The 11729-nt window shown below is 71.6% G+C and carries 14 protein-coding genes; 9 read left to right on the top strand and 5 right to left on the bottom strand.

The window, feature by feature from the left end:
• Positions 1-139: 139 nt before the first annotated feature.
• On the top strand, positions 140-1546 hold the full coding sequence (locus M4J07_RS42850; protein ID WP_255981779.1) for an FAD-binding oxidoreductase: 1407 nt from the start codon (positions 140-142) through the stop codon (positions 1544-1546).
• Between the two features lie 110 nt (positions 1547-1656).
• Positions 1657-2553, top strand: a complete 897-nt coding sequence (locus M4J07_RS42845) for a Bax inhibitor-1/YccA family membrane protein (protein ID WP_255981777.1) — start codon at positions 1657-1659, stop codon at positions 2551-2553.
• A gap of 40 nt (positions 2554-2593) precedes the next feature.
• Here the strand turns inward: M4J07_RS42845 and M4J07_RS42840 are convergent, their stop codons facing one another.
• Positions 2594-3160, bottom strand: coding sequence for a TetR/AcrR family transcriptional regulator (locus M4J07_RS42840; RefSeq protein ID WP_255981775.1), 567 nt, complete (start codon positions 3158-3160; stop codon positions 2594-2596).
• 144 nt (positions 3161-3304) lie between these two features.
• Between M4J07_RS42840 and M4J07_RS42835 the strand changes: the two genes are divergently transcribed.
• Positions 3305-3727, top strand: coding sequence for a hypothetical protein (locus M4J07_RS42835; protein WP_255981773.1), 423 nt, complete (start codon positions 3305-3307; stop codon positions 3725-3727).
• Between the two features lie 130 nt (positions 3728-3857).
• Here the strand turns inward: M4J07_RS42835 and M4J07_RS42830 are convergent, their stop codons facing one another.
• The 4 genes from M4J07_RS42830 to M4J07_RS42815 all read right to left on the bottom strand — a co-directional run bounded on the left by M4J07_RS42830 (position 3858) and on the right by M4J07_RS42815 (position 7743).
• Positions 3858-4748: a helix-turn-helix domain-containing protein gene (locus M4J07_RS42830; protein WP_255981771.1), complete on the bottom strand. Its 891-nt coding sequence runs from the start codon at positions 4746-4748 to the stop codon at positions 3858-3860.
• A 107-nt stretch (positions 4749-4855) separates the two neighbouring features.
• Positions 4856-5716: an alpha/beta fold hydrolase gene (locus M4J07_RS42825; RefSeq protein WP_255981768.1), complete on the bottom strand. Its 861-nt coding sequence runs from the start codon at positions 5714-5716 to the stop codon at positions 4856-4858.
• A 130-nt stretch (positions 5717-5846) separates the two neighbouring features.
• Positions 5847-6602: a creatininase family protein gene (locus M4J07_RS42820; RefSeq protein WP_255981766.1), complete on the bottom strand. Its 756-nt coding sequence runs from the start codon at positions 6600-6602 to the stop codon at positions 5847-5849.
• Positions 6603-6669: 67 nt separating this feature from the next.
• Positions 6670-7743 (bottom strand): alpha/beta fold hydrolase, encoded by a 1074-nt coding sequence (locus tag M4J07_RS42815; protein ID WP_255981764.1) that lies wholly within the window; start codon positions 7741-7743, stop codon positions 6670-6672.
• A gap of 376 nt (positions 7744-8119) precedes the next feature.
• Between M4J07_RS42815 and M4J07_RS42810 the strand changes: the two genes are divergently transcribed.
• From M4J07_RS42810 to M4J07_RS42785, 6 genes are all read left to right on the top strand, one after another.
• Positions 8120-9580, top strand: a complete 1461-nt coding sequence (locus M4J07_RS42810) for a catalase (protein ID WP_255981762.1) — start codon at positions 8120-8122, stop codon at positions 9578-9580.
• Positions 9581-9590: 10 nt separating this feature from the next.
• Complete coding sequence (locus tag M4J07_RS42805; protein WP_255981760.1) at positions 9591-9980, top strand: ankyrin repeat domain-containing protein; 390 nt, start codon at positions 9591-9593, stop codon at positions 9978-9980.
• A 16-nt stretch (positions 9981-9996) separates the two neighbouring features.
• Positions 9997-10284 carry an SDR family NAD(P)-dependent oxidoreductase gene (locus M4J07_RS48370; protein ID WP_308284824.1) on the top strand — a complete coding sequence of 96 codons (288 nt, stop codon included), beginning with the start codon at positions 9997-9999 and terminating at the stop codon, positions 10282-10284.
• Positions 10285-10434: 150 nt separating this feature from the next.
• On the top strand, positions 10435-10863 hold the full coding sequence (locus M4J07_RS42795) for an organic hydroperoxide resistance protein (RefSeq protein WP_255981757.1): 429 nt from the start codon (positions 10435-10437) through the stop codon (positions 10861-10863).
• 126 nt (positions 10864-10989) lie between these two features.
• The gene (locus tag M4J07_RS42790; RefSeq protein WP_255981754.1) at positions 10990-11187 is read left to right on the top strand and encodes a hypothetical protein; all 198 of its coding nucleotides are present in this window, start codon (positions 10990-10992) and stop codon (positions 11185-11187) included.
• 123 nt (positions 11188-11310) lie between these two features.
• Positions 11311-11729, top strand: a 419-nt coding sequence (locus M4J07_RS42785; protein WP_255981752.1) for a VOC family protein, incomplete at its 3' end; no start/stop codon positions are given.

The raw sequence follows: 11729 nt of genomic DNA, 5'->3' as shown, positions 1-11729 counted from the left end.
AAGCCGTCCCGGCCGCCACCGCGTGACACCTGGACGGATCACCCGCCGAAAGGTGTGAACGGCGGAGCACGTTCGGCACGTTGCAGAGATGTCAGGATTCGACATGTGCGACAGAGGAGTGGCGAGGATGTGCGCATACGTGTCTGCCGGCAGCGCCGGCGGAGACCTCCGGGCCGAGGACGTGACGGCTCTGCGGCAGGCGGTGGCCGGACCCGTTCTGGAGCCGACGGACCCGGAGTACGCGGCGGAATGCGCCACGTACAACCTGCTCTGCGGCCTCCGGCCGAAGCTCGTGGTCGGCGCGACCGGTGAGCAGGACGTGGTGGCGGCGGTCCGGTTCGCCGCGCGGCACGGACTGCCGGTCGCCGTGAAGTCCGCCGCCCACCAGATGGTCTCCGCGGCCGAGGACGGGCTGCTGATCACGACGCGGCGGATGCGGGGCATCCACGTCGACCCGCAGGCCCGCACCGTACGGGTCGAGTCGGGGGTGCGCTGGACCGACGTGCTGCCCCGCGCGGCCGAGTCCGGCCTCGCCCCGGTGGTGGGCTCGGCGCCGGACGTCGGCGTCGTCGGGTACACGCTGGGCGGCGGACAGAGCCCGCTGCTGGGCCGCACGCACGGCTACGCCGCCGACCACGTCCGCCGGCTGAACCTGGTCACCGCGGACGGCACGGTGCGCCGGGTGACCCCGCAGGACGAACCGGACCTGTACTGGGCGCTGTTGGGCGGCAAGGGCAACTTCGGCGTCGTCACCGAGATCGAGTTCGAGGTGTTCCCCGTCGAGCGCTTCTACGGCGGCGGCATCTACTACTCGGGCGAGCACCTGGCGCAGGTGCTGGACGCCTGGCGTGCCTGGCTGCCGACGGCCGGCGAGGAGATGACCTCCTCCGTCGCCGTCCAGCGGCTGCCCGACCTCCCCGTGCTGCCCGAGCCGCTGCGCGGCGCCTTCGTCGTCCACCTGCGGATCGGCTACCTCGGCACGGCGGCCGACGGGGCGCGGCTGATCGCTCCGCTGCGGTCGGCCGCACCCGCGCTGCTCGACCAGGTGGGGGAGAAGCCCTTCACCGCGATCGGCGAGATCCACAACGACCCGGTGGACCCGATGCCGTACGCCGACCGCAGCCTCTGCCTGGAGGAGTTCTCCGAGAAGACGGCACGGACGTTCGTGGAGCTGACGGGCGCCGGGTCCGGATGCACGCTGGCGAGCGTCGAGATACGGGCCCTGGGCGGCGCGCTCGACCGGGAACCCGCGTTCCCCAACGCGGTGTCCAGCAGGGGGCTTCCGTACGTCGTCTTCGGCTTCGCGGTCGGCGCCCCCGAGCACGCCGACCGCTTCCGTGCCGAACTGGCGCACGTCGTGGACGGACTCGCCCCCTGGGCGGCCGGCCGAGGCATGGTCAACTTCCTGTCGCCGGACGAGGCGACCGACACCGAGGGCGTCCGCGCGGTCTACGGGGCGCAGCGGTACGACCGGCTCGTCGCGGTGAAGCGGCGCCACGATCCGGCCAACGTCTTCCGCTTCAACCACAACATCACGCCCGCCTGAGCCCGCTGGCGCAATCCGGGGCCGACCGTCAAGTGACTGATGCGCGTGGTTTGTCCGGCCGGTCAGCCTGGGAGCGGCTCACACCTTCGACACGGAGAAGAGGATCCGGCGTGACACCGGTCGAGCAGCAGCGTTCCCTGACCAGCAGCAACCCCGTACTCTCCCGGCCCCCGTTCAGGCGGCACGGCGGGCCGAAGACGGCGAGGACGGCGGCCAAGGAGCCGCGGCCGGGCATGGCCGTCGCACCGGGCCGGGCCACGGCCGGCCCGGAGGCGTTCCGCGCGCACGATCCGGTGCCGCTGCCCTTCCCCGTGGCCGACCTGATGACGATGGACGGCGTCGTCGCCCGGGCCGCCGCGGGGCTCGCGACGAGCACCGTCGCGGCCGTGCTCTCCTGGACGCTGCTCGTGTACGTCCCGATCGGCACGGCCGCGGCCTACGGCACGGCCGCCGGGGCCGGACTGGCCGCCGCGGCACTGGTGGTGCGCCAGCGCCGCAGGGACCCGCGGTCGCCCCTCTCGACCCTGGCGTTCGCCGCGGTCCAGGGCGTGTTCCTCGCGGTGCTCTCGGCCACCGTCTCCCGCCATCTGTCACCGGGCGTCCTCGTGCAGCCGGTGCTGGGGACGATGGCCGCCGGCGCCGGGGTGCTCATGGCCCGCGCGCTCCACTGGATGCGGGCCGGCCGCCGACTTGGCCCGCTCGTCGGCGCCGGACTGCTCGGCCTCGTCCTCCTGGCCGTCGCCGACCTGGTCCTGATTCCCCTCCTCGGTACGGAGGGCCTGGGCCTGCGCCCGGTGGGCCTCGGCGTCTTCACGGGCGTCGTCGGCGTCGTCCTCGCGGTGTCCTTCCTGGCCCTGCACCTCAGGAAGGTCGAGGACGGCATCACGTGCGGCGCGCCCCACGAGCTGTCCTGGACGGCCGCGTTCGGGCTCACCCTGACCCTGAGCTGGCTGTACGTGGAGACCGTCCGGCTGTTCACCCTCTACCCGGGCGACGAGCTCTACTGACCGGTCGCCGTACACCGGCCACCCGCGCTCATGCAGGGGCTCACGCAGGGGTGGCCCGGGAGTCGCGAGCCGGGCACAGTCCGCGCAGGAGGACGTCGAAGAGGCGTCCCGCGCGGGCGTGTTCCTCCTCGTCCGCGCCCACCCGCCACAGCGGACCGAGCAGCAGGAGTACGTCGTCGGGCGTCGTGCCGGGCTGGATGGTGCCCGCCCGCTCGTTGGCCGTCACCAGCGCCGAGAGGGCGTCGAGCAGCGCCGGGCAGACCTCCTGGCACGTCGGTGCGGGCGCGCCGGTGGTCGCCCGTATCGCGTCCGCGAACTCCGGCGTGCGCCTGCCCAGGCGGAGCAGGCGCTCCAGCCAGGCGCCCAGCGCCGCCGCCGGACCGAGGCTCCTCAAGAGCGTGGGCACGGCCCCGGCCAGCTCCTCCACCTCGTCCCCGTACACCTGGAACACCAGGGCCTCACGAGTGGGGAAGTGACGGTAGAGAGTCCCCTGGCCGACCCCGGCCCGGCGCGCGATCGACTTCAACGAGGTGTCGCCCGGAGCGGCGAGCGCCTCGGCGGCCGCTTCGAGGATGCGCAGCCGGTTGGATCGTGCGTCCGCTCTCATCGCCGCTCCGGTTCTTCGTGACGGCCCGCCGGCATCGACCGGGGCCGCGCTCACACGTGTGTGCAAACATGTTTGCGAGACATGTATTTTGAGTTGAAACCTACACCGTTCAGCAGCCGTCCGAGCAGAAGGCCGTCGATTCCCATGTCCCATGAGACAACCGCTCCCCATGCCGTCACGGACCACTACCCGGAGGCCGTGGAGCGGCTCACCGCGCTGACCGCCGCCCTGGCCGTCGATCTCGACCGGGGCGTATGGACCCCGGGGCCGCTGGAGCGGACGCTCACGGCCCGCCTGCTGCTGGCCTGCTCCGGCGACGGGCACCTCACCCCGGTCCGCGTGCGCGACACCCTGAACGACGGCAGCGTCGCCCTGACCTACGTCAACGAGGGTCGGCTCGCCCGGCTGTTGGCCCTGTTGCTCGAGGTGACCGACCGACCGGCACCGGATGCGGCTCCCGTACCGGACGTGGCTCCCGTACCTGACGCGGCTGCCGCGGAGGCCGACGCCGCGCACCTGCTGGCGAGGGTGGCGCGCGACGGGGTCCAGGACGCGGACGGACTCTGATCACCTCGGCGCATGGTTCTTCTGCGGGCCCGCTCGGCCCGCACACACGTGAACGACCGGCCCCTGCGGAAGGGGCCGGTCGTTCACGGTCATCGGGCTTGCGGCGTCCGGGAGTTCGCCGACCGGAGGGTCACAAGGTGCGGGTGCCGGTGCCCGTCGGTTCCGGGTCCGCCGCATGCTCCGCGGTCCAGGCGGTGAGGATGCGCAGGGCGTCGTGGGAGGGGCTGCCGGGCTCGGCGGTCAGCACCATCAGGCGCTGGCCGGAGTCGTCGGCTCCCGACCAGGTGTCGCAGTCCAGGGTGAGGTCGCCGACCAGGGGATGCCGGTAGTGCTTGGTGCCGTACGTCGCGCTGTTGACGCGGTGCTCGGCCCACCAGGTGCTGAAGTCGGCGTCCCGGAGGGTCAGATCGCCGACCAGCCGGGCGAGTTCGGGATCGTCGGGGTCGGCCCCGGCCTCCATGCGCACCGCGGCGACGGCGTCGCGGGCGTCGTGCGCCCACTCCCGGTGCAGGGCGCGGATCGCGGGGTCGGTGAACATCAGCCGCAGGTAGTTGCGGCGGTCCGCCGGGACCGCGGCGAAGTCGGTGTACAGCGCGACGGCGGAGCGGTTCCAGGCGAGGACGTCCAGGCGCCGGCCGAGGACGAGCGCGGGCGTCTCGGTGAGCTGCGTCAGCAGCCGGAGCATGGCGGGCCTGACCTGCTGGGCGGGGCGCCGCGCGCGGTGTCGTGGCCGGGAGTCCGTCCGCCCGGCCACCTCGTACAGATAGCTCTGCTGGTCCTCGTCCAGGCGCAGGGCGCGGGAGAGGGTGTCGAGCACGGCGGCGGAGGCGCGGACCCGGCCCTGTTCGAGCCGGGTGTAGTAGTCCACGCTGATCGCGGCGAGCAGCGCGACCTCCTCACGGCGCAGCCCGGTGACCCGGCGGTCGGGCGTCGTCGGCAGGCCGCAGTCGCGCGGGTCGAGCGCCGCCCGGCGGGCTTTGAGGAATGTTCCGAGCGTACGGGCGTCGGCGGATGGCTTCATGGCGTGGGTTCTTCCGTGTTCCGCACACGCGTGAGGTGTGCCGGGTGGGGCCCGCGGCGCTGTCCCGAGGGCGGCGGGACCGTCTGTCCCGCCGCCCTTCGGTCAGGTCAGCGGACGGTGGCGTGGGCGGCGCGCTCGATCACGTCGGCCACCAGGCGGGGGTGGGACACCGCCACCGAGTGGGACGCGGCGACCTCGGTGGTGTGCGCGTGGGCGCGCTCCGCCATGAAGCGCTGCACGGCGACGGGGATGTTGAGGTCCTCGGTGGTGACGACGGCCCAGCTCGGCTTGGCCTTCCAGGCCGCCGTGGTCGCCTTCTCCTCCAGGGCGGCCTGGGCGACGGGCCGCTGGGCGGCGGCCATCAGGGCGGCCTGCTTCGCGGACACGTCCGCGGCGAACTGGTGGCGGAACTTGTCCTGCTGGATGTAGAGGTCGGTGGCCGTGGAGCCGTCGGCCTGCTGGTAGGTGACCGGGTCGAGGGCGTCGGGGAGCGTGGAGCCCGGGTACTTGTTGGTGAGTTCGAGGGCGCTCTCGCCGGGCGCGGGCAGGAACGCGGCGACGTAGACCAGGGCCTTGACGTCGGGATCGCCCGTCGCGGCCTCGCTGATGACGTTGCCGCCGTAGGAGTGGCCGACGAGGATCTTCGGGCCCTTGACGTGGTCGAGGACCGTGCGCAGGGCGGCCGCGTCGGAGGCCGGGCCGCGCAGCGGGTTGGCGGCGGCGACGACCGGGTAGCCGCGCTTGCGCAGATCGGCGACGACGCCGTTCCAGCTGGAGCCGTCGGCGAAGGCGCCGTGTTCCAGGACGACGGTCGGCTTGGGGTGCCGGCTGTCGTCGGCGGCCTTGGCGGCCCCCGGGGCGCCGCTCGCGGTGCCGCTCAGGGCGAACGCGCCGAGCGCGAGCCCCGCCGTGGCCGCCGCCACCGCGCCGGTGGTCAGCCGCTTGCGGCCACCCTTGATGCTCACCATGACAAATCCCTTTCGGACAATGCGGTACGTGTGGCGTCCCGGTCCATCGTCGCGCCACCGTTCCAACTGGTTATTCAGCATGTCAATGTAATACGTCACCTGTCAAGACAGTGACGTTTTGGTTGTGGTGCTACGCCCAGGGGTCGCGCACGATGATGTCCGCCAGCGCCGCCGCGCAGCCGGCGAGCATCCGCTCGCCCTTCTCCGCGCTCGCCACCCGTGCGTCGCCCGCGACCCCGGACTTCGTGATCCGGTCGAAGGGCACGGCCAGGTACACCGGGTCGGAGGACTCGGCCGGCAGAGTGATCCGAGGCCCGTGCGCCTCGGCCAGGTGCTCGCCGCGGATCAGGTCGGGGTGGGCCGCCATCATCATCGACGTCTCGCCCTCGCAGGCGTGCATCAGACCGTCCTGGGTCTCCAGGGTGTCCCGCACCACCTGCCGCCCGGCGCCGAAGTAGCTGGCGAACGCGATCGGCGTCGCCAGCTCCGCGGTCAGCTCGGTCGTGAGGGCGTTGAGGGCGGTCATGTTCCCGCCGTGCCCGTTGACGATCAGGATGCGGGAGAAGCCCACCCGGATCACGGACCGGCAGATGTCCCGGAGCAGCGCGTGCAGCGTCGGCAGGCTGAGGGTGAGGGTGCCGCCGAACGCCATGTGGTGCTCCGACAGACCCGTCGCGACGGAGGGCGTGACCACCACGCCGGTCTGCTCGGCGGCCAGGACCGCGGCCCGGTGGCACACCTCGGCGGCGAGGAAGTCGTCGACACCGGTGGGCAGATGGGGCCCGTGCTGCTCGGTGGCGCCGATGGGGATCACCACCACCGCGTCCCGGGCCGCGAGGGCGCACAGTTCGGCGGCGGTCAGACGGTTCCACTGGACTTCGCTCATCGGGGGGCTCCTCCTGGACGGGGTCGGCACGGTGCGCGGCACCGGGCCGGTGGGGGTGCGGTCGGCCTCAGAGGTGATCGGCGTCGACCACGGCCTGGGCGAAGGCGGTGGGCGCCTCCTGCGGCAGGTTGTGCCCGATGTCCGTGATCAGGCGGTGCAGGTACGGGCCGGTGAAGTGCTGGCGGTATCCGGAGCCGTCGCCGGGCGCCGCGGTGAAGGGGTCGAGCGCGGCGTCGAGGGTGACCGTGGGCACGCGGATGGCGGGCTGCGGCGCCGCGAGCTGCTTCTCGTAGCGGTCGTAGCGGGGCTCGCCCTTGATGAGGCCGATGCGCCAGCGGTAGTTGAAGAGCACGATGGCCGCGTAGTCGGGGTTCTTGAAGGCCTCGGCGGTGCGGTTGAAGACCTCGTCGGAGAAGTCCCAGTTCGGGGAGACCAGCGTCCACACGTAGCGGCACAGTTCGATGCGCTTCGTCTCGTCCTCCATGGTCTTCTTGCCGCGCTCGGAGGCGAAGTACCACTGGTACCACCAGTTGTGCTCGGCGGCCGGCGGGAGGGGATTCATCTGCGCCTGGACGTCGGTGATCAGGTAACCGCTGGTGGAGACCATCGACTTGACCCGCTCGGGCCACAGGGCGGCGATGATGTCCGCGGTGCGCGAGCCCCAGTCGAAGCCGGCGAGGGTCGCCTTCGGGATCTTCAGGGCGTCCATGAACGCGATGATGTCGAGCGCGATGGCGGACTGCTCGGCCGTGCGCGGGGTGCGGTGCGACAGGAAGCGGGTGCTGCCGTGGCCGCGCAGGTAGGGAACGAGGACGCGGTAGCCCTGGTCGGCGAGGAGCGGGGCGACGTCGACGAAGCTGTGGATGTCGTACGGCCAGCCGTGCAGCAGCAGGACGACTGGGCCGTGGGCGGGGCCGAGCTCGGCGTAACCGATGTCCAGGACGCCTGCCTTGACCTGCTTGATCTTCTTGAACCCGGTGTGGGTGCCGGGGGTGATGGTGGGCACGGTGGGAGCGACGGAAGCGGCCGGTCCGTGCGACGGGGTCGCGGCGGACGCGCTGCCGTGCAGCCCGGCCAGCGAGACCGCTGCCGCGCCGGTGCCGAGGCCGACGGCCTTGCCGAAGGTGCGCCTGTCGATCATGTCAACCCTCTCGTGTGTCTGCGGTGAGCGGCGGGCCGCCGTCCTCACGTCCCCCGGGAACGGGGCCGGGACGGAGCCTGCGGCACATACTCTGGCCCGTGACGAATCCGGGTACATCAGTCATCTGACGGTTCGTGGGTGTCTCGAACGCACAAGCGTGCGCTGAGCCATGTGACTGAACGATACGTGTGCGTGTGGCCGATCGCTCACCTACGGCTTCCATTCCCCGCGGGTGTGAGCCGGAGGCATGACAGTCATTGGACTGATGTGGGTGGTCCGCACGGCTGCGAAGGTGTTCCCCAGGTCCCGGCACACGTCGCCGGCCGGGACCACCGCGCCGTGAACACAGGCGAGGACACCCACCGAGGAGCGAGCCATGCCCCAGGACAACCAGAAGCCGTTGACGACGGCGGCCGGTGCACCGGTCCCCGACAACCAGAACTCCCTGACCGCGGGCGCGCGCGGTCCGATGCTGCTGCAGGACGTGTGGTTCCTGGAGAAGCTCGCCCACTTCGACCGCGAGGTCATCCCGGAGCGCCGGATGCACGCCAAGGGGTCGGGCGCGTTCGGCACGTTCACGGTGACGCACGACATCACGCGGTACACGAGCGCGAAGATCTTCTCCGAGGTCGGGAAGGAGACCGGCCTGTTCGCCCGGTTCTCGACCGTCGCCGGTGAGCGCGGAGCGGCCGACGCCGAGCGGGACATCCGCGGTTTCGCCCTCAAGTTCTATACGGATGAAGGCAATTGGGACCTGGTCGGGAACAACACCCCGGTGTTCTTCTTCCGCGACCCGCTGAAGTTCCCCGACCTCAACCACGCGGTGAAGCGCGACCCGCGCACCAACCTGCGTGACGCGGAGAACAACTGGGACTTCTGGACCAGCCTCCCCGAGGCCCTGCACCAGGTCACGATCGTCATGTCGGACCGCGGCATCCCCGCCTCGTACCGGCACATGCACGGCTTCGGCTCACACACCTACAGCCTGGTCAACGCCGCGGGCGAGCGGTTCTGGGTGAAGTTCCACCACCGCACCCAGCAGGGCATCGAGAACCTCACCGACGCCGAGGCCGAAGCGCTGATCGGCACGGACCGCGAATCGCACCAGCGCGACCTCTTCGACGCGATCGAGCACGGCGACTTCCCGAAGTGGATGCTGTTCATCCAGGTCATGCCGGAGGCCGACGCGGAGAACTACCGCTTCCACCCCTTCGACCTCACCAAGGTCTGGTCGAAGAAGGACTACCCGCTGATCGAGGTCGGCGAGTGGGAGCTGAACCGCAACCCCGACAACTACTTCGCGGACGTCGAGCAGGCCGCCTTCACCCCCGCCAACGTGGTGCCGGGCATCAGCTTCTCGCCCGACAGGATGCTCCAGGGCCGGCTCTTCTCCTACGGTGACGCCCAGCGCTACCGCCTCGGCGTGAACCACCACCAGATCCCGGTCAACGCCGCCACGAACCCGGTGAACTCCTACCACCGCGACGGGGCGATGCGCGTCGACGGCAACCAGGGCGCCACCCCGGGCATCGAGCCCAACTCCTACGGCCGCTGGCAGGAACAGCCCGCCCACCGCGAGCCGGCCCAGGCCGTCGGCGCCGTCGCCGACCGGTTCGACTTCCGCGCGGACGACGACAACTACTTCGAGCAGCCCGGCGACCTCTTCCGGCTGATGAACCCAGAACAGCAGCAGATCCTCTTCGAGAACACGGCCCGCGCCATTCGCGGCGCGTCCCAGCAGACCGTCGAGCGGCACATCACCCACTGCGCCCAGGCCGACCCCGCCTACGGCGCCGGCGTTCGCAAGGCCGTCGAGGCGCTCGCGGCCGGTCGCTGAGCAGCCGCACATGACCAGCGGCAACGGCCTGACGTCCGAACAGATCCAGCGCGTCCTGGCCATCGCCATGGACCTGTCCAGGGCGGGGGACACACAGGAGCTGGTGGAGTTCGTGGCACACGGCCTGCCGGTGGACGCCGCCGACCAGGCGGGCAACACCCTCCTGATGCTCGCCGCCTACCACGGCAGGACCGGCACCGTACGGGCCCTGCTCGGGCTCGGCGCCGACCCGGACCTGCGCAACGCCCGCGACCAGACGCCCCTGGCAGGCGCCCTGTTCAAGGGGGCCGACGACGTGGTGGCGGTCCTGCGGCGCGCCGGGGCGGACCTGGACATCGGCACACCGACCGCGCGGGCCGCCGCGGCCCTGTTCGGCCGCACGCACCTCCTCGCTGACTAGAACTTCGGAAGGTTTCATGGATCTCCGACTCAAGGGTCTACGAGCAGTCGTCACCGGAGGCAGCCGAGGCATCGGCTTCGCCGTCGGACGGGCGCTCGCGCAGGAAGGGGCGACCGTCGCCCTCGTCTCCAGATCCGCCTCCGACGCCGAGGACCGGGCGGCGGCCCGAGCGGCGTCAACGTGGTCGCCGTCCACGCTGAGCGGGCTTGCCAGGAAGGCGACGACCGCCGCGACCTCGTGGGGTGCCGTCAACGGTGACCCGGTCATCGGCGGCGGCGGGCTGAAGGGGCCGATCTTCTACTGAGTCCCGCGGCGCACGGATCGCAGAAACCCAAGTAACCATCTTGACAGGTGACGAACGCGTCGCCATGCTTTCATCACCACCCCAACAAGTGACGCGAAGAGCGTCCCGGGGTGCCCGACAACTATCTCGACCCAATGGGGAGCATCAGCCATGGCAGTCAGCTACACCGCCGTCGTCGACGTCGACGGAGAAGGACGCAACGGCGGGCGCGTCCGCTCCTCCGACGGTCTGCTGGAGACCGGCCTCGCCCTCCCCAAGGAGCTCGGCGGCGCCGGCACCGCGACCAACCCCGAGCAACTCCTCGCAGCCGGCTGGGCCGCCTGCTTCCTCGGCGCCCTCCGCCGCGCGGCCACCTCCCGCAAGATCCGGCTGACCAGCACCTCCATCACCGCCGAGGTCACCCTCACGCACGGCGACGACGGCGAGTTCTCGCTCTCCGCGGTCCTCAACCCCGTCCTCGGGGGTGTCGACCGGGCCACGGCTCAGGAACTCGCCGAGGCCGCCCACCAGATCTGCCCGTACTCCAAGGCGCTGCGCGGCAACATCCCGGTCACCATCAACGCCGACGCCGCCGCCTGACCCACCCCCTGACCGCGGGCCCCGTGCGGGGGGACGTGCAAGGGGGACGCACGGGGCCCGCAGCCCTTCTTCCGCACCCCTTCTCCCGCACCATCCGTTCCGCAGACCGAAGAGCGAGGGCAGGACATGGCTTCTCACACACACGCACATGTGCGGGCCGTCAGGTCCCGCCGCCCCGCTCCGGAAGGTGTCTCCGCCCGGCCGCTGCCCCGGGACACGGCCCGGCCCGAGGACCGTCCCTGGCCGACGGACACCCAGGTGTGGAACTGGGCGGAGAGCGCGGTGCTGTTCGGATACGGCCCGTCGGCCGCGAACTTTCTCTGATCCCGGCCGAGTTCACCCGCATCCGGTCGACCGGCATCCGGCCGACCCGCACCCATCACCCGTATCCACCACCCGCACCCGCACCCGGGCCCGCCCCGAATCCGTAGAGAGCGAGACCACCTCATGGACATGAAGCTCGAAGTCGTCATCCTGCCCGTCTCCGACGTGGACCGCGCCAAGGGCTTCTACGTGGAAGTCCTCGGCTGGCGCCTGGACGCCGACTTCCCGATCGACGACGGCTACCGGATCGTGCAGGTCACCCCGCCGGGATCCGAGTGCTCGGTCATCTTCGGCGAGGGCCTCACCCGGCAGGAGCCGGGCACGCTCCACGGCCTGCAACTGACCGTCGCGGACATCATCGGGGCCCAGGAGGAGCTGACCTCCCGCGGCGTGGAGGTCGTCGGCCCGTTCCGCGACGAGACCGGCGCCTTCCACCACGCCGACGACACCCACCGGGTCCTGGGAGTGCACCCCGAGCGCGCCAGCTACGGCACCTTCGCCGCATTCAAGGACCTCGACGGCAACGAGTGGTTCCTCCAGGA

Origin of the sequence: Streptomyces longispororuber (assembly GCF_024448165.1) — a bacterium.
Taxonomy (GTDB): domain Bacteria; phylum Actinomycetota; class Actinomycetes; order Streptomycetales; family Streptomycetaceae; genus Streptomyces; species Streptomyces longispororuber_A.
The sequence above is the reverse complement of the archived record's forward strand: the minus strand, read 5'-3'. Positions and strand labels throughout refer to the sequence as shown.